This window comes from Acidimicrobiales bacterium (assembly GCA_036273495.1).
Classification (GTDB): Bacteria; Actinomycetota; Acidimicrobiia; order Acidimicrobiales; family JAJPHE01; genus DASSEU01.
This window is the reverse complement of record DASUHN010000363.1, coordinates 1-18,816: the sequence shown is the minus strand read 5'-3', so window position 1 is coordinate 18,816 and position 18,816 is coordinate 1. Positions and strand designations below refer to the sequence as shown.

Here is an 18,816-nt window from a genome sequence, read left to right as displayed (position 1 = left end):
AGCGCCCGCCGAGGCGGTTCATGGCCACGGCCAGGGTCTGGTGGGCCTCGGCCGAGATCGAGCCGTAGGACATGGCCCCGGTGGAGAAGCGCCTGACGATCTCCGAGACCGGCTCGACCTCCTCGATCGGCACGGGCGGCCGGGTCCCGGTGCGGAATCGGAACAGGCCCCGCAGGGTGGCCAGGTGCCGGGCCTGGTCGTCCACCAGCTGGGTGTACTGCTTGAAGATCTCGTAGCGGCGGGTCCGCGTGCCGTGCTGGAGGCGGAACACCGTCTCGGGGTTGAACAGGTGGTACTCCCCCTCCCGGCGCCACTGGTACTCCCCTCCGGCGGGCAGCGGGCGGTGGGCCAGCTCCTCGGGGCGGTCGGGATGGGCCACGTGGTGGCGGGCCGCCACCTCGGCGGCGATCTCGTCGAGGCCGATGCCGCCCAGGCGGGACACGGTGCCGGGGAAGTACTCCTCGACCAGGTCGACCCCGAGCCCGATCGACTCGAACACCTGGGCGCCGGTGTAGGACGCCACGGTGGAGATGCCCATCTTCGACATCACCTTGAGCACGCCCTTGCCCAGCGCCTTGATGTAATGGTGGCGGGCGTCCCGGTTGCTGACGCCGCGGAGGGCCCCGGTCTCGATCATGTCGTCGATGGTCTCGAAGGCCAGGTAGGGGTTCACGGCGGCGGCGCCGTAGCCCACCAGCAGGGCCACGTGGTGCACCTCGCGCGCGTCCCCCGCCTCGACGATCAGGCCGACGCGCGTGCGCGTCCGCGCCCGCACCAGGTGGTGGTGGACGGCCGAGGTCAACAGAAGCGACGGGATCGGAGCCAGCTCCGCCGAGCTGAAGCGGTCGGACAGGATGATGATGTTGGCGCCCCCCTCGATGGCGGCGCTGACCTTGGCCCTGACCTCGTCGAGGGCCCGGCGCAGCGCCGGCCCGCCCCCCGCTACCTCGTACAGGCCGTCGACGGCGACGGCGCGGAAGCCCGGGGTCTCCCCGTGCTCGTTGATGTAGCGCAGCCGGGCCAGGTCCTCGTTGTCGATGACCGGGAACGGCAGGACGATCTGGTGGCACGACTCCGGCGTCGGCTCGAGCAGGTTCCCCTCGGGGCCGATGGTGGAGGAGAGGGAGGTCACCAGCTCCTCCCGGATGGCGTCGAGCGGCGGGTTGGTGACCTGGGCGAACAGCTGGGCGAAGTAGTCGAACAGCAGCCGGGGCCGGGCCGACAGGACGGCGATCGGGGTGTCGGTGCCCATCGAGCCGACCGGCTCGGCGCCGACCCGGGCCATCGGGCCGAGCAGGAGCCGCAGCTCCTCCTGGGTGTAGCCGAACACCCGCTGGTGCAGCACGACCGAGGAGTGCTGGGGCACGAGCATGTGTCGGGGAGGGAGGTCGTGGAGGTGGACGAGCCCGGCGTCGAGCCACTCCTGGTAGGGGTGCTCGGCGGCCAGCTCGGCCTTGATCTCGTCGTCGCGCACGATCCGGCCCCGCCCGGTGTCGACGAGGAACATGCGCCCGGGCTGGACCCGGCCCTTCTCGACGACCCGCGCCGGCTCGATCTCGAGCACCCCGGCCTCGGACGCCATGACGACGAGGCCGTCATCGGTCACCCAGTAGCGCAGGGGCCGCAGCCCGTTGCGGTCGAGCACGGCGCCGATGACCGTCCCGTCGGTGAACGCCACGGCCGCCGGGCCGTCCCACGGCTCCATCAGCGAGGCGTGGAACTGGTAGAAGGCCCGCCGGGCCGGATCCATGGACGCGTGGTTCTCCCACGCTTCGGGGATCATCATCAGCACGGCGTGGGGCAGGGGCCGCCCGGCAAGGTGCAGGAGCTCGAGGACCTCGTCGAAGGACGCCGAGTCGCTGGCCCCGGGAGTGCAGATCGGGAAGATCCGCTCGGGGTCCCCGGGCAGCTCGGCCCCGGCCAGCAGCGCCTCCCGGGCCCGCATCCAGTTGCGGTTCCCCTGGAGAGTGTTGATCTCACCGTTGTGGGCGATGATCCGGTACGGGTGGGCCAGCGGCCACGACGGGAAGGTGTTGGTCGAGAACCGCGAGTGCACGAGGGCCAGGGCGCTGGTGAGGCGCTCGTCCGCCAGGTCGGGGAAGAACGGCGGCAGCTGGGGCGCGGTGAGCATGCCCTTGTAGATCAGGGTCCGCGACGACAGCGACGGGAGGTAGACCCCCGGCACGGAGTGCTCGATGCGCTTGCGCAGCATGAACACCAGCCGTTCGAGGGCAAGGCCGTTCTCGAGCCGCCCGTCCGGGCCGGGTCGGGCCACGAACAGATGGCGGAACACCGGCTCGCACGATCGGGCCGTGGCGCCGATCATCGAGTCGTCCACCGGGACGTCCCGCCAGCCGAGGAGGCGGAACCCCTCCTCGTCGACCACGGCCTCCACCGCCGCCGCCACGCCGTCGGGGTCCTCCGAAGGCAGGAACGCCATCCCGGCCGCGTAGGCGCCGGCCGGGGGCAGGTCGATGCCGGACACGGCGCGCAGGAAGGCGTCGGGCATCTGCAGCAGGATCCCGGCCCCGTCCCCGGTGTTGGCCTCCGATCCCGAGGCGCCCCGGTGCTCCAGGTCGCAGAGGGCGGACAGGCCCTGCCGGACGATGCCGTGGCTGCGCCGGCCGTGCATGTCGACGACGAAGGCCACTCCGCACGCGTCGTGCTCGAAGCGGGGGTCGTACAGGCCGGCGCCGGCCCGGGGCTCTACGGTCATGGTCATCCTCTGACGAAGCGGCGGGTGCTCACCCGGTATTGCCCGGTCAGGGACGACATTGGCCCAGCCGCGGAACCCCACGATGATATCCCAGCCCCGGACCGCCTCAGACGATTTGGCGGGCCTGCGAGAATGCGTCGCCATGGACTTCGCCGAGACGCCCGAGCAGGCCATGCTGCGCGAGGCCGTGGCGGGGGTGGCGGCCCGGTTCGGCCACGAGTACTTCGTGCGCCAGGCCCGGGCCGGGGCCCGTTCGACCGAGCTGTGGGACGCGCTGGCCCGCCCCGGATACCTGGGGGTCAGCATCCCCGGGGCCTACGGCGGCGGCGGCATGGGCATCTCCGAGCTGGCGATCGTCTGCGAGGAGCTGGCGGCGGCGGGCTGCCCGCTCCTCCTGCTGGTGGTGTCCCCCGCCATCTGCGGCACCGTCATCGAGCGCCACGGAACCGAGGAGCAGCGTCGCACCTGGCTGCCGGGGCTGGCCGACGGCAGCAGGAAGATGGCCTTTGCGATCACCGAGCCCGACGCCGGGTCGAACTCCCACCGCATATCCACCTCCGCCACGCCGGCCGGGGAGGGCTGGCGGATCAGTGGGACCAAGTACTACATCTCCGGCGTCGACGAGGCCGAGGCGGTGCTGGTCGTCACCCGCAGCGGCTCCGACCCGGTCACCGGGCGGGCCCGGCTGTCCCTGTTCGTCGTCGACACCGACGCCCCCGGGCTGCAGCGCGAGGTCATCCCGGTGGAGATCGTGGCGCCGGAGAAGCAGTACACCCTGTTCTTCGACGGCGTGGAGGTGGGCCCGGACCGCCTGGTCGGCGCCGAGGGCGCCGGTCTCCACCAGGTGTTCTCCGGTCTCAACCCGGAGCGGATCACCGGCGCCGCCATCGCCAACGGGGTGGCCCGGTACGCCCTCGGCCGGGCGTCCGAGTACGCCCGCGAGCGCTCGGTGTGGGGGGTTCCGATCGGCACCCATCAGGGACTGTCCCACCCCCTGGCCAAGGCCAAGGTCGAGACCGAGCTGGCCCGCCTGATGACGGCCAAGGCGGCCTGGCTCCACGATCAGCAGCGCGACGCCGGAGAGGCCGCCAACATGGCCAAGTACGCCTCCGCCGAGGCGGCCCTGGCCGCCCTCGACCAGGCCATCCAGGTGCACGGCGGCAACGGGCTGGCGTCGGAGTACGGCCTGGCCGACTTCTGGGGCTTCACCCGGCTGCTGCGGACCGCCCCGGTCAGCCGGGAGATGATCCTCAACTTCGTGGGCCAGCACTCGCTCGGCCTGCCGAAGTCGTACTGACGCGATGGCGCCGGACGTGAGCGAGCCGGACGACGCCGGGAGCGTCAGCTATCCGGGAGCGAGGGCGCCCGACCGCACCCGCACGGTGCAGTCGCAGGGCGTGGCCATTGCCGTGCACGAGTGGGGGGACGAGGCCGACCCCCCCCTGCTGTTCACCCACGGGGGCTTCGACTTTGCCCGCACCTTCTCGGTCTTTGCCCCGAAGGTCGCGGCGGCGGGCTGGCGGGTCGTGGCATGGGACCAGCGCGGGCACGGGGATTCGGAGCACACGGCCCTGTACAGCTGGGACGCCGACGTGCGTGACGCCCTGGCGGTCATGGACACCATCTCGACCCGGCCCATACCGGTGGTGGCCCACTCCAAGGGCGGGAACCTCATGCTGCACCTGGCCGACGCCTGTCCCCACCGGGTCAGCCACGTCGTGAACATCGACGGCCTCCCGTCGCGGCGCCCCCAGCCCGACGTGGCCGACCACGAGCGCACGCGCATGCGCGCCGGTGAGCTGTCGTCGTGGCTCGACCACCGCCGGGGGTTGGCGTCGGCGCTGCGCCGGCCGGGATCGATCGACGACCTGGCCCGCCGGCGGGCCCGCATGAACCCGCGGCTGCCGATGGACTGGCTCCGCTACCTGGTCACCGTCGGGGCCCGGCGGGACCCGGACGGCTGGCGGTGGAAGATCGATCCCAGCCTCCGCATGGGCGGCTTCGGGCCGTGGCGGCCGGAGTGGGCCATGTCCCGCCTGTCGGCGTTGGGGATGCCGGTGCTCGGCATCCTGGGCGTGCAGCCCGAGGTCATGGGGTGGAACACCGACCCCGCCGACGTGGCCCCGTTCATGCCTCCGGGGGGCCGGCTGGTCACGGTGGAGGAGGCCGGCCACTTCGTGCACATCGAGGCGCCGGAGCGGGTGGCGGCGCTGGCCCTCGAGTTCCTCGGATGACCAGCGTGACGGCGGACGCGCCCACCTGGCTGGTCCACGGCAAGGTGAGGCTGGCCCTGCACCATCTGGGCGCCGCTCCGTCCCCCGCGGGCGCCGGCGCCGGCTCCGCCCCTCTCCTGCTGCTTCACGGCCTCGGCGAGCAGGCGCCGGCGGGTGTTCCGGCGTGGGCGGAGGGCTGGCCCGGCCCGGTGCACGCCCTCGACTTCACCGGCCACGGCCGCTCGACCGTACCGAGTGGAGGGGGCTACACCGCCGAGGCCCTGATGGGCGACGCCGACGCCGCCCTGGCCCATCTCGGGCCGTGCACGGTCGTGGGCCGCGGCCTGGGGGCCTACGTGGCCCTGCTGATCGCCGGCGCCCGGCCCGACCTGGTGCGCGGCGCGGTGCTGGCCGACGGGCCCGGACTGGCGGGCGGTGGACCCGCTCCCGGCTCCCCGCACGTCGTGCAGCTGGCCCCCGACGCGCCCCGGCCCCCGGACCCCCTGGCGCTGGCCGAGCTCAGCCGCGACCTCCGGCCCCCCGACTACGCGGTGTCGTTCGCCTGGCAGGCGGCCAACCTGTCGGAGCTGGCGGTGCCGATCACGATCAGCGTGGCCGCCCTGATCCGCCCGGAGTGGCTGGCGGCGGTGGCCGCCACCCCCGCCGTCCAGGAGCTCAGCCTCACCGAGGCGCTGGAGGCCTACGCCCGGAGCTGAGACGCCCCGCCCGATTCGTCACCGAGCGGGCACGCACGCTCGAGCGATGGCTTCCACGTGACGGAGATCGGTGCCGCAGCAGCCACCGAGAACGCCGAGATGCGGGTGCTTGCCGACCAGCTGGGCGTAGTGCCGGGCCAGCTCCTCCGGATCGCCGCGTCGGCGCGGGTCATGGCCCGATCGGGCTATGCAGAAATTAGTTCTCAAGTAATCTGAATTGAGAGCCGATAGGGCGGAGTACCTGAACGGGGACCTGCCATCGGGGGCGGCAGCGTGGTCGGGCCGGAGGAGCCTCAGGGCAGGGCCACGCTCACGTACTTCACGGAAAGGTATTCCTCGATCCCCTCCCGGCCGCCCTCGCGACCGATCCCCGACTCCTTGACCCCGCCGAACGGGGCGGCGGGGTTCGAGACCATGCCCCGGTTGAGACCGACCATCCCTGTCTCGAGGCGCTCGACGACCCGCAGGGCCCGGTTCAGATCACGCGTGTACAGGTACGCCACCAGTCCGAACTCGGTGTCGTTGGCCATGGCCACCGCCTCGTCGTCCGAGCCGAAGGTGGTAACCGGGGCCACCGGACCGAAGATCTCCTCCTTCAGCAGGCGGGCCTCGGCCGGCACGCCGGTGAGCACGGTGGGCTCGAAGAAGTAGCCCGGCCCCGCTCCCCGGCCCCCGCCTACGAGGGCGCGGGCCCCCTTGCCGGTCGCGTCGTCCACCAGCTCCTCGACCTTGTCGCGCGTGGCCGCGTCGACCAGGGGTCCCACCTCCACCCCGGGGTCGGTCCCCCGCCCCACCTTCATGGCACCGAGCCGGGCGGCCAGGCGGGCGGCGAAGTCATCGGCCACGGACGCCTCGACCAAGAAGCGGTTGGCGGCGGTGCACGCCTCCCCGACGTTGCGCATCTTGGCGATCACGGCGCCGTCGACGGCGGCGTCGAGGTCGGCGTCGGCGAAGACCACGAAGGGCGCGTTACCACCCAGCTCCATCGACACGCGGAGCACCCGCTCGGAGGCCCGGGCCATCAGCTGGCGGCCGACCTCCGTCGATCCGGTGAACGACAGCTTGCGCAGGCGGGGATCGGCGTAGAGGGGATCGAGCGTCGGCCCCGAACGGGACGTGGTGACGACATTGAGGACCCCGGGAGGAAGCCCGCACTCCTCGAGCACGCGGGCCAGCGCCAGCATGGAGAGCGGGGTCAGCGACGCCGGCTTCACGACCATGGTGCACCCGGCGGCGATGGCGGGCCCGATCTTGCGCGTGCCCATGGCCGTCGGGAAGTTCCAGGGGGTCACGAACAGGCACGGCCCGACCGACTGGCGCATGGTGAGGATGCGCCCGTTGCCGTCGGGCGCGACGAGGTACTCCCCGCGTATGCGGACGGCCTCCTCGGAGAACCAGCGGAAGAACTCGGCGGCGTAGTTGATCTCGGCGCGGGAGTGGTCGAGGGGCTTGCCCATCTCGAGGGTCATGAGCAACGCCAGCTCCTCGACCCGGGCGGTCAGCTGTTCGTGGGCCCGGCGGAGGATCTCGGCGCGGGTACGCGGCGGTGTGGCCGCCCAGTCCGGAGCGGCGTCATGGGCAGCAGCGAGCGCCGCCACGGCGTCCTCCGGGCCCCCGTCGGCGACCTCGGCGATCCTCTCGCCTGTCGACGGGTCGTCGACCGCGAACCGGGCGCCTCCGGCGGCCCGGCGCCACTCCCCTCCGATCAGCAGGTCGGAGGGGGCGGACCGGACGACATCGGACTCCTGGGTCGTGATGGCCATGGGTCTGTTCTACCCCGGCCCGCGCCGGCAGGCGTCAGGCCGTGGAGACGGCCGAACGGCGCCGGCGGACGATGCTCCACCCGGCGAGGCCGGCCACGCCGAGACCCACGACGACACCCCCGAAGCGGACCGGTACCGGCGGCGCGCCGGCGCCGTGGAGGACACCGGCCCGCGAGAGGGCCTGGCCCCGGGCCCGGTTCAGCGGGGCGATCGGCACCGAGTCGGGCACGGTGACGACCTGGGGCTCCGCCGCAGATGAACCCGGGTCGGCGAAGGCGGCGACCAGCCCCGGGGCGCCCGCGAGCGCCTGAGCTATCCACCTGTCGAGCAGCGACTTGCCGTCGATGCCGGCACCGCCGCGGGGATGCACCTCGAAATGGCAGTGGGGCCCGGTGGCGTCACCGGTTGCCCCGACGAACCCGACCACCTGACCGGTCTTGACCTGGGCGCCGGTGGCCAGGCCCAGCACCGTCGCGCTCATGTGGGCCATAACGAACGTCGTGCGGTCGGGCTGGGTGACGATGGCGGTGAGCCCGTAGCCGTCGGGGTCGCTGTTGCTGTAGGTCAGGTCCCCGTCGGTGGGAGCGCGGATCGGTGTCCCGGACGGGGCCACGATGTCGATGCCCTGGTGCAGGTGGGGCGTGGGGGTGGACCGGTACTCGAGCCAGTCGTCGGTGTAGTACGCCGGTCCGGCGACCGGAAAGCTCCCGAAGCCCACCAGAGCCGTCTGGAGCTGGCTGAGGCCGTAGTGGGTCAGGGGGCTGAGCGCGGTCAGGAGGGGCCAGGTCGTGCTGCCGCCGGTGCGCGGCACGTCCGCCGCCACCGACTGGAGCCGGGGATCGGCGGGCGCCGGCGACCCTGCTGCCGGCGAACCGGTGCCGGCGCCACCGCCGGACCCGCCGCCCGGGCCCGGGGCCGGACCCGACCCGGAGGTGCCCGACGTGGCCCCGCCGTTGTCCGAACCTCCGGTCGTCGAGGTGGAGCTGCCGGCGTCGGTCGAGGTGGTCGTCGTGGTGTCGCTGGTCGCGGTGGTGTCGGTGCCTGTCGTCGAGGTCGTGAGGCCGGGGCTGGTCGTGCTCGTCGTCCTGGCGGTCGGAAGGGTGGGGGCGGTGGTGGGCGGCGTGGTGTCGGCGGTGGCGGGGCCGGTGGCATGGGGTGACAGCCCTCCGGCCGGGCTCCCTGCCGCCAGGGCGACCGACGTGGCCGGGACGACGAGACAGAAGGCGGCCAGCGCCATGCCCGCCACACCCGCGGCCGATCTCCCACCTGTTGACACGCCCGGTGCCCCTCCTTCCGCTCGGATCGCGGGATGGCCACCACCGGTCCCGGGGCCGTACCATCGGGCCCTCGGGCAATCCGGTCATTCTTGCCGACGGGGGGCACCTCATGAGGGACTACGCCGGGGGCCGGCTCATCCACGACGCCGACGCCCACGTCATGGAGCCCCCGGACTGGCTGGCCTCCTACGCGGATCCCAGTATCAGGGAGCGGGTCCCGCAGCTGTACCCCGCCCGCACCCCCGACGGCCGGGACCTCATCGAGGAGTTCACCCGGCGCCACACCGATCCCGAGTACCGGCGGGAGGACCCGGACAAGATCATGCTGCGGAAGAACTGGGCCGCAACCGGCTCCTTCCTCAAGGAGGACCGCAGCGCGGCGCTGGACCTGCTCGGGTTCGCCAGCCAGCTGGTCTTCAACACGTTCTGCAACCGACCGTTGGTGGAGGCCGAGCAGGGGGACGATCCCGACTACGCCTACGAGCTGGCGCGGGCCCACAACCGGGGCATCGTCGAGTTCTGCGCGGTGGACCGCCGGCTCCTCCCGGTCGGCTACGTGCCGCTGGCCGATCTCGAACGCAGCCCGGCGTTCGCGGCCGAGGCCCTGGCCATGGGGTGCCGGGCCCTGATGGTGGCGTCGGCGTGTCCCCGCCGCCACTCCCCCAGCCACGTCGGGCTCGATCCGGTGTGGCGGGCGGCCGAGGAGGCGGGAGTGCCGGTGGTCCTGCACGTCGGTGGAGGCGGGCGCCTGCTGGATCCGGCCTACTTCGAGAACGGTCTGCCACCGGTGCCGGACTTCCACGGGGGGGACGGCAACTTCCGCTCGGTCGACTACATGGCCATCCCCTATCCGGTCATGCAGACGCTGGCGACGATGATCATCGACGGGGTGCTCGAGCGCTTCCCGGACATGCGCATCGGCGTCATCGAGCAGGGCGCGTCGTGGCTCCCGGGGCTGATGCGCTCGCTCGACTCCGCCGGAGAGGCGTTCCGCAACAACGAGGAGCGCCTGCAGAAGCTGACTCTCCGGCCCAGCGAGTACATCTTGCGCCAGGTCCGGGTGACTCCCTACCCGCACGAGGACGCCGGCTGGGTGGTCGACCAGACCGGGCCGGACGTCTGCATGTTCTCCTCGGACTTCCCTCACGTGGAAGGGGGCCGCAATCCCCTCCGCCGCTTCGCCCGCTCCCTCGAGACCGTCGAACCGGCGGCCCAGGAGCGCTTCTACGTCGAGAACTTCGCCGACCTGATGGGGCCGAACCTCCCGTAACGCGCCAAATGGGTCCGTAGGTCGTTGGGCGCCGGGTGGCCGAGTCGTACAACTGACATGGGGCGGAGAACGGGCCCACGGGCCCGCAGACCCTGTAAAGGGGGGTTCCCGCCCAAATGAATGGCCGGCCGTCCCGCCGATCCGACCAGTCCGGCGGTCATCCGCCTCCTGTTCGACATGAACTGGATGCTCGGGGCCATGACCGGGCTGGCAGCCGGTCTGTTCCTCGTGACCGGCTCGTTGGCGATGATCCGGCGGGAGATGGTGTCTCCCAACGTGGGTTGGATGGGAATGCTGTTCGCCGCCCTGTTGTGGATCTCCAGTGCCGGCGACATGTATCTCCACAGCTACAGCCGCGGGCTCGACGTGATCGGGCTCATCGGCTTCCTCGGCTTCCTACTCTGGACGCTCGTCTCGTCCCTGGCCATGTACCGCCAGCCCGAGGTCGAGCGGGCCACTCCCCACCATGCGGTGTTCGCGTGATCTGACTCGCAGTTCCCGACAGGACGACGGCCCGGGCTCCTCCGCCCGGGCCGTCGCCTTTCCGGCGCCCCGTATGTTTGGCGGGGTGGAGATCGCCGGCGGCCACGACCATGACCACGGCGGCGACGGTCACCACGACCACGACGATTCCGGGCCCGGCCACGACCAGGACGATCCCGGGCCCGGCCACCACCACGGCCACGGACGCCTCGCCGGGCTGACGGGGCTCCTCGGCTGGGGCCACAGCCACGACGCCGCCGACCGGGTGGACGCGGCGATGAAGGCCAGCGATCACGGCATCCGGGCGGTGCGGACGTCGCTGGTGATCCTCGCCGTCGCCGCCGCCCTCCAGGCGGTCGTCGTCAGCCTGAGCGGGTCAGTGGCGCTCCTCGGGGACACGCTCCACAACCTGGCCGACGCCCTCACCGCCGTTCCGCTGTGGATCGCCTTCTCGATCGGGCGCCGGCCCCCGACCCGCCGCTACACCTACGGATACGGCCGCGCCGAGGACCTGGCGGCCATCGTCATCGTCACCGCCATGGCGGCGTCCTCGGTTGCCGCCGCATGGGCGTCGGTCCTCCGTCTGATCCATCCCCACGCCGTCCACCACGTGGCCGCGGTCGCGGCGGCCGCCGCGGTCGGCTTCCTCGGCAACGAGGCGGTGGCCGTCTACCGGATCCGGACGGGGCGGGCCATCGGCTCGGCGGCGCTGGTGGCCGACGGCCTGCACGCCCGTACCGACGGGCTCACCTCCCTGGCGGTGCTGATCGGTGCGGCGGGAGTGTGGCTGGGGGCGCCGGTCGCCGATCCGATCGTCGGTCTCGTGGTGACGGCGGCCATCCTGGCCGTTCTCCGCTCTGCCGCCCGCGACGTGTACCGCCGCCTCATGGACGCGGTCGACCCCGACCTGGTCGCCGGAGCCCACGGCGTGCTCGGGGACGTGGAGGGTGTGCTCGGGGTGGCCGACCTTCAGGTGCGCTGGTTGGGCCACCAGCTACTGGCCGAGGCCGCCCTCGAGGTGAATCCGAGTCTGACGGTCGTCCAGGCTCACGAGGTCGCGGAACGGGCCAACCACGCCCTGCTGCACCATCTCCCCCGGTTGACCGCCGCCCGGATCCACACCGATCCGGCTCCGCTCGACGGCACCGACCACCACGGCCTCACCTCTCATCACGGCAGGGAGGACTGATCGGCCGACGCGGCAGCGGGTCGGATCAGGGAGAGCCGGCCGGCCGGCGCCGGAACAGGCCCCGCCGGCCCTCGAGCTCGGCCACCTTGCGCTCGGCCTCCTGCACCTTCCGCTCCGCTTCCTCGAGCCGGGCCTCGGCCTGGGCGCGCCGGGCCCGCTCCTCGTCCAGCTCGGCGCGTACGAGGCTCTCGGCGCGCCGGGTCACCTCCAGCTGGCCTTCGATCCGCTGGCCGACGGCGGACGCCACCGCGGTGGCCAGGGCGTCCACGTCGACCGGTGCGGCCTTCCGGGTGCCGGCCGTCGCGGTCGCGCCGGTCTGCTTCCGCACCCGTCCGGCGGCGGGGGACCCGGTGCGGCGCTTCCGGCGCTCCTCGTTGACGGCCTGCTGGGGGATACGCACGGTTCCGTCCCGGCCCCGCCGGCCCGGAAGCTTCCCTTCCGCGACCAGCTGGCGGATGCGGCGCTCGCTGACACCGATGATCTCGGCGGCCTGAGCGGCGGAATAGGTGTCGGCGGAGCTGGGCATGGAGCGGAAGGGTACACCGTCGCCTCCGGGAGTGCCGAGGGCTGGTTTCCGGCAGGTTTCCGTGTGGAAGCCGCGGCTCCTTCCGGAAGGGAGAGTTCCTTCCGACGGGTTTCCTTCCGGAAGCCCTTCCCGGCTGCCGCCGCCGGAAAGGAAGGCGGTCACCTTCCTTCCGGAACTCCTTCCGGTCTCTCGTGGTGGCGCCCGGAAGGCACCGCCTTCCTTCCGGAACTCCTTCCGGGCCACGGGGGTCCGCCGGTGAAGGGGAGCCACCAGGGCCGAGGCCTGATCGGTCACAATGACGGTCATGCCCGGCCCGCCCGTCAGCGAGACGTCGACCACGAGCGCGCCCACGACCACGACCACGTTGGTGCCGGTGACCACGACGACCCGGCCGGGGACGACCACCACCGTCGGCCTGACGACGACGACCCATCCGTCGACGACGACCACGGTCCGGGCAACGACGACGACACGGCCGCTCCGCGCCGCCACCACGACCTCGTCGTCGACCACCACGACCCTGCCGCCGTCGACGACGACCATCGTCACTCCCTTGACCGTCACGACCACCACGACGCTCGCGGCCACGGGGGTGAACAGCGCCGCCAGCATCAGCCCCGCCTTCCCCGCTCTGAGCGCAGGCGGCCTACTGGTGGCGGTGGGACTGATGACGGCGCGCTGGTTCCGCTCCCGCCCCCGCTGAGCCGCCTACTTGAGCAGCCGCGACAGGCGCCGGTCGGCCAGCGGCTTGCCGCCGGTCTGGCAGGTCGGGCAGTACTGCAGAGAGCGGTCGGCGAACGACACCGACCGTACCGAGTCCCCGCACACCGGACAGGGCAGCCCGGCGCGCCCGTGGACCTGCATCCCCGCCCGCTTGTCGTCCTTGAGCCCCGAGGCGGGAAGGCCCCGGGCCCGTTCGACCGCGTCGGAAAGCAGCTCCACGAGAGAGCGGTGGAGCCGCTCGATCTCCTCCGGGGACAGGTTGGAGGCGTTGCGGAACGGTGACATGCCGGCCCGGTGCAGCGCCTCGTCGGAATAGGCGTTGCCCACGCCGGCGATCAGGGCCTGGTCGGTCAGCACGCCCTTGATCTGGGCCCGGCGCTCCGCGACCAGCCCGGCCAGGGCCTCGCTCGTGAAGGCCGCCTCCAGGGGGTCGATGCCGAGGCGGGCCACTCCCGGGACGGCCCCGGGGTCGGACACGACGTAGGCGGCCAGCCGCTTCTGGGTTCCGGCCTCGGTGAAGTCGAGGGCGGCGTCACCTTCCCCGTCACGCCCCGACAGGAGCACCCGCAGAGCCAGCGGCCCCTTCCCCGGACGGGCCCGGGCGCTCGGCGCCTCCTCGCGCCAGACCACCCAGCCGGCCCGGGCCAGATGGACGACCAGGTGCACGCCGTCCATGTCGATGTCGAGGAACTTCCCGTGCCGTCCCACCCCGGTCACCGTGCGCCCGGCCAGGGCGTCCAGGGGGGGATCGAAGGTCTTGAGGGCGGAGAAGGCCACAGGCTCGGCCCGGCGCACCGTCCGCCCCGCCAGCCGCTCCCCGAGGAAGGCGGCCAGAGCCTCCACCTCGGGCAACTCGGGCACCGGACCAGTCTGCCGGTATCGTCCGGGGCATGGCGACAGCACCGCCGCGGGCGCCGGCCCCGGGCCCGCTGCGTCCTCCTGCGGGACGCCCGCTCCGCACGACGCTGGGTCTGCTCATGGTGCTGTTCCTCCTCCTCGGCGCCGGGATCCTGGCCGGCCGCCTGCATCACCAGCCGGCCCCGGCTTCGCCGAGCCCCTCCGCTCCGGCCCGCATCCGGATCCTCGGGTCGATCACCGCCTCGGCGTCGGCGCCGGGATGCGCCAGCGGTCCCAACGTCGTCCACCGGGGCGCCACCGTGAGGATCCTCGACCCGAACGGGGCGGTCCTGGCCACGACCGTCCTCGGCCCGGGCCGCGCCGATCCCGGCGGCGGGTGCACCTGGAGCTACGCGGTGTCGGTCCCCTCCACGTCCGACTACCAGATCCAGGTGGCAGGCGTGCCGCCGGTTCCGGTGACCCGGGACCAGCTGCGCCAGAAGGGGAACCGGTTCAGCCAGCCGGACACGGTGCCGGGATCGGCGCCGCCCGGTCTCGACACCGGCCTGTAGGGCCCGACGGCCCTCTCCGCCCCGGACGGTCAGCCGGTGAGCGAGACGGGCGGGGCGCCGAAGCGGCGGGAGAGGAAATGACCCAACGCCAGCCAGCGCGCCCGGGCGTCGTACCACGGGGCCCGGCGCGAGGGCCGCAGCCACTGGTGCACGGTGCTGATCACGGCGATGCAGAGGCGGATGAAGCCGTGGTACCGACCGAAGTGCTCGCGCACCAGGAGCAGGGTGTTGCGGGTCTGGAGGTACTCGACGACCGGGCGGGGAACGTCGGTGCCCGGGTTGTCGACCACGGCACCGAGCACCATTCCCACCTCCCACCCCCCTGCGGTCATCCGCAGCGCCAGGTCCGCCTCCTCGACGTAGGCGAAGTAGCGCTCGTCGAACAGGCCGACGCGCGCCACCCCGTCGCGGCGGAGCGCCAGCATGGTGCCGTGCGGGTGCTCGGTGGGCACCCACGGCCCCTCGGTGTCGAGCGGGAAGACCAGACCTCCGAGGTAGTGGTCGACCACGGGGCGGGTCCGGTCCCCGTACTCGGCGCAGGCCATGGCGGCCCGGGGGCGGGAGCCGGCCACCTCGAGCAGGGTGTCGAGGGCGCCGGGACGGGGGCGGGCGTCGTGGGGCGCCACCACGACCCACTCCCCCGTCTCACCGCGCATCCAGTGCCTGATCCCGGCGTTGGCGGCCGGTCCGAAGCCGCAGTTGCGGCCCAGCTCGAGCATCTCGATCCCGGGGATCCGGCGCAGGGCGGCGCGGTCCGGTTCGGGGGAGCCGTTGTCGACGACGATTATCCGCACGGACCGCCCCTGGGCGGCAAAAGCCCCGCAGGTGATGGCGCACTGCTGGGGGTTCCGGTGGTGGATGACCACGACCGTCACCGGGTCCGGGGCACTCACGACGGCGCCGGCTCGATCAGCTCGATGCGGTTGCCGAAGGGGTCGTCGACGTACACCTGGTTGACGCCGTCACCGGGCCGGACCTCGACACCGGCCCCGTCCAGCCGCTCCACCAGCTCGGTCAGCGAGGACACGGCGAAGGCCGGATGGGCCTTGCGTGCCGGGCGGAAGTCGGCCTCGACGCCCAGGTGCACCCGCAGGTCCCCTCTCTCGAACCAGCACCCGCCCCGGGCGGCCAGCGGCGCCGGCTTGGGAACCCGGGGGATGCCCAGCAGACCCTCGTAGAACACCACGGCCCGCTCCTCCTCCCCGGGCGGCATCGCCAGCTGCACGTGGTCGAGGCGGAGAAGGTCCGGCACCGCACAATTCTCGGGCCCGGCGCGCGTCAACGGCAAGCTCGCGGCGTCAGGCCGGGCCCGGGTCCGCCGGGATCTCCTGGCGCCGGTCCGCCACCTCGGCAAACAGGTCTCCCCGGGCCGAGACCCGCTCGAGCACGGCCGCGGCGTCGAAGGACAGGTCGGCGTCCGGGTCGGATGCGGCCCGCTCGACCTCGTCCCACGAGACCGGGGTGGAGACCGTGGGCCGCTCACGCGCCCGGAGGGAGTACACGGCGACCGTCGTCTTGGTCGGGTGGTTCTGGCTCCAGTCGATGAGGACCTTGCCACCCCGCACGGACTTGTCCATCCGCTCGACGACGAGACGGGGATGGGAGCGGGTCAGCTCGGCCGCCACGCCGTGGGCCAGCGACTTGGTGTCGTCGTAGCTCACCGCGGTGTTGAGCGGCACGTACATCTGAAGTCCCTTGGAGCCCGACGTCTTGGGGTACGCCTCCAGGTCCCAGCGGCCCAGGACCTGGCGCACCAGCATGGCCACCTCGGCGCACGCGCCCATGCCCGCCGGTGGCCCGGGGTCGAGGTCGAAGACCAGCGTGGTGGGCCGCTCCACGTCGGGCCGGCGGGCCAGCAGAGGGTGCAGCTCGATGGCGGCCAGGTTGGCCAGCCACACCAGCGTCGGGAGATCGTCGGCGAGGCAGTAGTTGATCATCTTGTCCGATCCCCGCCGGCTGGGGATCGGGATCGTGCCGACCCAGTCGGGACGGTGGGACGGACAGTTCTTCTCGTAGAAGAACGACGCCCCGGTGCCGTTGGGGTAGCGCTTGAGGGTGAGGGGCCGACCGGCCAGGTGCGGGAGCATCACCGGGGCGATGCGCACGTAGTAGTCGATCACCTGGGCCTTGGTGAACCCGTCGGGGTACAGGGGCTTGTCGAGGTTCGACAGGCGGAGCTGTCGACCCTCGATCTCGATCTCGCGGCCTTCCGGCATCGGCTTATCTAACTGGATGCCCGGCGCCGGCCTTCCCCGGGACCTCGAGCCGATGCGGGCCACCGCCGTTGCCGCCCTGCCTCCCGACGATCCGCGGTGGGGCTACGAGGTGAAGTGGGACGGGGTGCGGGCCCTGGCGTACGTCGAGGGGGGTCGGGCCCGGCTGCAGAGCCGGACCATGAACGACATCACCGACCGCTATCCCGAACTGGCTGTCCTCGGGCGGGACCTCGACGGCGTCGTCCTGGACGGCGAGGTGGTGGCTCTCGACGAGACGGGCCGGCCCCGCTTCGAGCGGCTGCAGCAGCGCATCAACGTGCCGCCCGGGCCGCCCGTGATGCGCCGGGCGGCGGAGATCCCGGTGAGCTACGTGGCCTTCGACCTGCTGTACCACTCGGGCCGCTCGCTGCTCGACGTCCCGTACGCCGAGCGCCGGGAGCTCCTGGCCGGGCTGGCGATGCCCGAGGAGGTGGCGCGGGCGCCCCGGCACCACGTGGGCCAGGGGGCGGCGCTGCTGGAGGCGAGCCGGGCCCAGGGCCTGGAGGGGCTGGTTGCCAAGCGCCTCGACGGCCCCTACCTGCCGGGCCGGCGATCCCGGCTCTGGCTCAAGATCAAGAACTTCCGGCGTCAGGAGCTGGTCATCGGCGGCTGGCTCCCCGGGTCGGGCGGAAGGACCGGGGCCCTCGGCGCCCTCCTGGTCGGTCACTACGCCGACGGCGGCCTGCGCTACGCCGGGCGGGTCGGCACCGGCTTCACCGGGGCCGAGCTGAGCCGGATCAGGGATCGCCTCCGGGACCTGGCCCGGGAGTCGAGCCCGTTTGCCGCCGAGCCGGCGCTGCCGCCGGACGTGCGCCGGTCGGCGCGCTTCGTGGAGCCGATCCTCGTGGCCGAGGTGGCGTTCTCGGAGTGGACGTCGGCGGGCACGCTGCGGGCCCCCTCGTACAAGGGGCTGCGCGACGACGTCGACCCCAGTCGGGTGGTACGCGAGCCTCAGGCCTCCGACTGACGCGTGCAGACCCCGTGGGGTCAGCGCCCCGCCCACTCCTGGACGCGTTCGAGGGGCCACGTGTTCACGATCCGCCCGGAGTCCACGCCCGTGCGCGCCACCCGCTCACAACCGTTGATCTGCCACTCGAGCTGTCCCGGGGCGTGGGCGTCGGTGTCGATGGCCAGCAGGCAGCCGGCGGCCACCGCCTGCTCCAGGAGGCGCATGGGCGGGTCGAGTCGCTCGGGCCGGGAGTTGACCTCGACGGCCGTACCGGTCGCAGCGCACGCCCCGAACACCGCGGCGGCGTCGAAGGTCGACTCGGGACGTCCCCGGCCGACGACGATCCGGCCCGTGCAGTGGCCGAGGATGTCGACGTTGGGGTCCTCCACCGCCTTCAGCATGCGCGCCGTCATGCCCGGGCTCTCCATGCGCAGCTTGGAGTGCACGCTGGCCACGACGACATCGAGCTCGGCCAGGAGACCGGGATCCTGATCCAGGTTCCCGTCCTCGAGGATGTCGACCTCGATCCCCTTCAGGACCCGGAAACCGGGTGCGGCCCGCTCGTTCAGCTCGTCGACCACCTCGATCTGCCGGCGGAGCCGTTCAGCGTCGAGGCCGTGGGCCACCGTGAGCCGGGGCGAGTGGTCGGTGAGGGCCCAGTACTCGTGGCCGAGACCGCGGGCCGCGCCGGCCATCTCCTCGATCGGGCTGCCGCCGTCGGACCAGTCGGAGTGGCTGTGGCAGTCCCCCCGCAGGGCGGCGCGCAGGGCGGTGGCCTCGGGGGCGGCCTCGGGAACCGGCTCCTGCTCCAGCCGGGCCAGGTAGGCGGGGACCTCGCCGCGCAGGGCCTCGACGATCACCCGCTCGGTCGACTCCCCGATGCCGGGCAGGGCCCGCAGCCGCCCCGAGCGCACCAGCTGGGAGAGCTCCCCCTCGGGCAGCTTGCGCACCACGGCCGCCGCCCGTCGGAAGGCGCGAACCCGGGGGGTGGGCTGGCGGGTGCGCTCCAGCAGGAACGCGATGCGGTCGAGCGCCTCCTCGGGGCTCAGCGCAGGACGGGGTTGGCCTTGGCCCGGCGAACCATCTCGCGGCGCTCGTCCTCGTCCCTGCCGCCCCAGACCCCGAACTCCTGGCGGGTCTCGAGAGCGAACTCGAGGCACGGGCCACTCACCTCGCAGCCACCGCATACCTGCTTGGCGGAGGCGACCTCCTCGATGGCCATGCCGCTCGTCCCCACCGGGAAGAACATCTCCGCGGGCATGAGCCGGCAGGCGGCCCGCCTTCTCCAGTCCGCCCCTCCCCGGCTGCGGGCGGGAACGCTGGGAGT

20 protein-coding genes are annotated in these 18,816 nt (G+C 72.9%); 10 read left to right on the top strand and 10 right to left on the bottom strand.

Annotated elements, in window-relative coordinates:
• Positions 1 to 2,716 (bottom strand): glutamate synthase central domain-containing protein (locus VFW24_15505; protein HEX5268172.1); only part of this gene is annotated, 2,716 nt, incomplete at its 3' end.
• Positions 2,717 to 2,858: 142 nt separating this feature from the next.
• Here VFW24_15505 and VFW24_15500 point away from each other — a divergent pair.
• Genes VFW24_15500 through VFW24_15485 form a run of 4 tightly spaced genes read left to right on the top strand, consistent with a single transcriptional unit; the run spans position 2,859 to position 5,861 of the window.
• Entirely contained in the window at positions 2,859 to 4,013 is a 1,155-nt protein-coding gene (locus VFW24_15500) for an acyl-CoA dehydrogenase family protein (protein ID HEX5268171.1), read from the top strand.
• 16 nt (positions 4,014 to 4,029) lie between these two features.
• The gene (locus VFW24_15495) at positions 4,030 to 4,950 is read left to right on the top strand and encodes an alpha/beta hydrolase (protein HEX5268170.1); all 921 of its coding nucleotides are present in this window, start codon (positions 4,030 to 4,032) and stop codon (positions 4,948 to 4,950) included.
• A complete protein-coding gene (locus VFW24_15490; GenBank protein ID HEX5268169.1) occupies positions 4,947 to 5,645 on the top strand; it encodes an alpha/beta hydrolase in 699 nt (232 codons plus the stop codon). Before VFW24_15495 ends, VFW24_15490 begins: the two co-directional genes overlap by 4 nt.
• Before the next feature lie 57 nt (positions 5,646 to 5,702).
• Positions 5,703 to 5,861 (top strand): hypothetical protein, encoded by a 159-nt coding sequence (locus VFW24_15485; protein HEX5268168.1) that lies wholly within the window; start codon positions 5,703 to 5,705, stop codon positions 5,859 to 5,861.
• Between the two features lie 77 nt (positions 5,862 to 5,938).
• Here the strand turns inward: VFW24_15485 and VFW24_15480 are convergent, their stop codons facing one another.
• Both VFW24_15480 and VFW24_15475 read right to left on the bottom strand, forming a co-directional pair.
• Entirely contained in the window at positions 5,939 to 7,408 is a 1,470-nt protein-coding gene (locus VFW24_15480; GenBank protein HEX5268167.1) for an NAD-dependent succinate-semialdehyde dehydrogenase, read from the bottom strand.
• Positions 7,409 to 7,442: 34 nt separating this feature from the next.
• Positions 7,443 to 8,645: a M23 family metallopeptidase gene (locus tag VFW24_15475; GenBank protein HEX5268166.1), complete on the bottom strand. Its 1,203-nt coding sequence runs from the start codon at positions 8,643 to 8,645 to the stop codon at positions 7,443 to 7,445.
• Between the two features lie 149 nt (positions 8,646 to 8,794).
• On the opposite strand from VFW24_15475, the gene VFW24_15470 reads away from it, so the two are divergent.
• The 3 genes from VFW24_15470 (at position 8,795) to VFW24_15460 (ending at position 11,627) form a co-directional block, all read left to right on the top strand.
• Complete coding sequence (locus VFW24_15470; GenBank protein HEX5268165.1) at positions 8,795 to 9,955, top strand: amidohydrolase family protein; 1,161 nt, start codon at positions 8,795 to 8,797, stop codon at positions 9,953 to 9,955.
• Between the two features lie 120 nt (positions 9,956 to 10,075).
• On the top strand, positions 10,076 to 10,438 hold the full coding sequence (locus tag VFW24_15465; GenBank protein HEX5268164.1) for a hypothetical protein: 363 nt from the start codon (positions 10,076 to 10,078) through the stop codon (positions 10,436 to 10,438).
• 85 nt (positions 10,439 to 10,523) lie between these two features.
• Positions 10,524 to 11,627 carry a cation diffusion facilitator family transporter gene (locus VFW24_15460; GenBank protein HEX5268163.1) on the top strand — a complete coding sequence of 368 codons (1,104 nt, stop codon included), beginning with the start codon at positions 10,524 to 10,526 and terminating at the stop codon, positions 11,625 to 11,627.
• Positions 11,628 to 11,652: 25 nt separating this feature from the next.
• Here the strand turns inward: VFW24_15460 and VFW24_15455 are convergent, their stop codons facing one another.
• Complete coding sequence (locus VFW24_15455) at positions 11,653 to 12,153, bottom strand: helix-turn-helix domain-containing protein (protein ID HEX5268162.1); 501 nt, start codon at positions 12,151 to 12,153, stop codon at positions 11,653 to 11,655.
• Between the two features lie 304 nt (positions 12,154 to 12,457).
• Between VFW24_15455 and VFW24_15450 the strand changes: the two genes are divergently transcribed.
• Positions 12,458 to 12,856 (top strand): hypothetical protein, encoded by a 399-nt coding sequence (locus tag VFW24_15450; protein HEX5268161.1) that lies wholly within the window; start codon positions 12,458 to 12,460, stop codon positions 12,854 to 12,856.
• 5 nt (positions 12,857 to 12,861) lie between these two features.
• On the opposite strand, the gene VFW24_15445 is transcribed toward VFW24_15450, so the two are convergent.
• On the bottom strand, positions 12,862 to 13,737 hold the full coding sequence (locus VFW24_15445) for a DNA-formamidopyrimidine glycosylase family protein (GenBank protein ID HEX5268160.1): 876 nt from the start codon (positions 13,735 to 13,737) through the stop codon (positions 12,862 to 12,864).
• A 29-nt stretch (positions 13,738 to 13,766) separates the two neighbouring features.
• Between VFW24_15445 and VFW24_15440 the strand changes: the two genes are divergently transcribed.
• The gene (locus VFW24_15440; protein ID HEX5268159.1) at positions 13,767 to 14,285 is read left to right on the top strand and encodes a hypothetical protein; all 519 of its coding nucleotides are present in this window, start codon (positions 13,767 to 13,769) and stop codon (positions 14,283 to 14,285) included.
• 29 nt (positions 14,286 to 14,314) lie between these two features.
• On the opposite strand, the gene VFW24_15435 is transcribed toward VFW24_15440, so the two are convergent.
• From VFW24_15435 to ligD (VFW24_15425), 3 genes are read right to left on the bottom strand one after another with little or no spacing between them, the layout of a single operon-like run.
• A complete protein-coding gene (locus VFW24_15435; protein ID HEX5268158.1) occupies positions 14,315 to 15,178 on the bottom strand; it encodes a glycosyltransferase in 864 nt (287 codons plus the stop codon).
• Complete coding sequence (locus tag VFW24_15430; protein ID HEX5268157.1) at positions 15,175 to 15,537, bottom strand: VOC family protein; 363 nt, start codon at positions 15,535 to 15,537, stop codon at positions 15,175 to 15,177. The genes VFW24_15435 and VFW24_15430 overlap by 4 nt, the downstream gene beginning before the upstream one ends.
• A 46-nt stretch (positions 15,538 to 15,583) precedes the next feature.
• Positions 15,584 to 16,501, bottom strand: a complete 918-nt coding sequence (ligD, locus tag VFW24_15425) for a non-homologous end-joining DNA ligase (protein HEX5268156.1) — start codon at positions 16,499 to 16,501, stop codon at positions 15,584 to 15,586.
• Positions 16,502 to 16,517: 16 nt separating this feature from the next.
• Between ligD (VFW24_15425) and ligD (VFW24_15420) the strand changes: the two genes are divergently transcribed.
• Positions 16,518 to 17,507: a non-homologous end-joining DNA ligase gene (gene ligD, locus VFW24_15420; GenBank protein ID HEX5268155.1), complete on the top strand. Its 990-nt coding sequence runs from the start codon at positions 16,518 to 16,520 to the stop codon at positions 17,505 to 17,507.
• 20 nt (positions 17,508 to 17,527) lie between these two features.
• Here ligD (VFW24_15420) and VFW24_15415 read toward each other — a convergent pair whose 3' ends face one another.
• Both VFW24_15415 and VFW24_15410 read right to left on the bottom strand, forming a co-directional pair.
• Complete coding sequence (locus VFW24_15415) at positions 17,528 to 18,538, bottom strand: PHP domain-containing protein (GenBank protein ID HEX5268154.1); 1,011 nt, start codon at positions 18,536 to 18,538, stop codon at positions 17,528 to 17,530.
• Positions 18,535 to 18,816, bottom strand: a 282-nt coding sequence (locus VFW24_15410) for a WhiB family transcriptional regulator (GenBank protein ID HEX5268153.1), incomplete at its 5' end; no start/stop codon positions are given. The genes VFW24_15410 and VFW24_15415, both read right to left, overlap by 4 nt.

What these genes read in the sequence shown, in the direction of transcription:
- VFW24_15500 (HEX5268171.1), top strand. Translation starts at nt 2,859, where the DNA reads ATGGACTTCGCCGAGACGCCCGAGCAGGCCATGCTGCGCGAGGCCGTG.
- VFW24_15490 (HEX5268169.1), top strand. Translation starts at nt 4,947, where the DNA reads ATGACCAGCGTGACGGCGGACGCGCCCACCTGGCTGGTCCACGGCAAG.
- VFW24_15480 (HEX5268167.1), bottom strand. Translation starts at nt 7,408, where the DNA reads ATGGCCATCACGACCCAGGAGTCCGATGTCGTCCGGTCCGCCCCCTCC.
- VFW24_15475 (HEX5268166.1), bottom strand. Translation starts at nt 8,645, where the DNA reads ATGGCGCTGGCCGCCTTCTGTCTCGTCGTCCCGGCCACGTCGGTCGCC.
- VFW24_15470 (HEX5268165.1), top strand. Translation starts at nt 8,795, where the DNA reads ATGAGGGACTACGCCGGGGGCCGGCTCATCCACGACGCCGACGCCCAC.
- VFW24_15465 (HEX5268164.1), top strand. Translation starts at nt 10,076, where the DNA reads ATGGCCGGCCGTCCCGCCGATCCGACCAGTCCGGCGGTCATCCGCCTC.
- VFW24_15455 (HEX5268162.1), bottom strand. Translation starts at nt 12,153, where the DNA reads ATGCCCAGCTCCGCCGACACCTATTCCGCCGCTCAGGCCGCCGAGATC.
- VFW24_15450 (HEX5268161.1), top strand. Translation starts at nt 12,458, where the DNA reads ATGCCCGGCCCGCCCGTCAGCGAGACGTCGACCACGAGCGCGCCCACG.
- VFW24_15440 (HEX5268159.1), top strand. Translation starts at nt 13,767, where the DNA reads ATGGCGACAGCACCGCCGCGGGCGCCGGCCCCGGGCCCGCTGCGTCCT.
- ligD (HEX5268156.1), bottom strand. Translation starts at nt 16,501, where the DNA reads ATGCCGGAAGGCCGCGAGATCGAGATCGAGGGTCGACAGCTCCGCCTG.
- ligD (HEX5268155.1), top strand. Translation starts at nt 16,518, where the DNA reads ATGCCCGGCGCCGGCCTTCCCCGGGACCTCGAGCCGATGCGGGCCACC.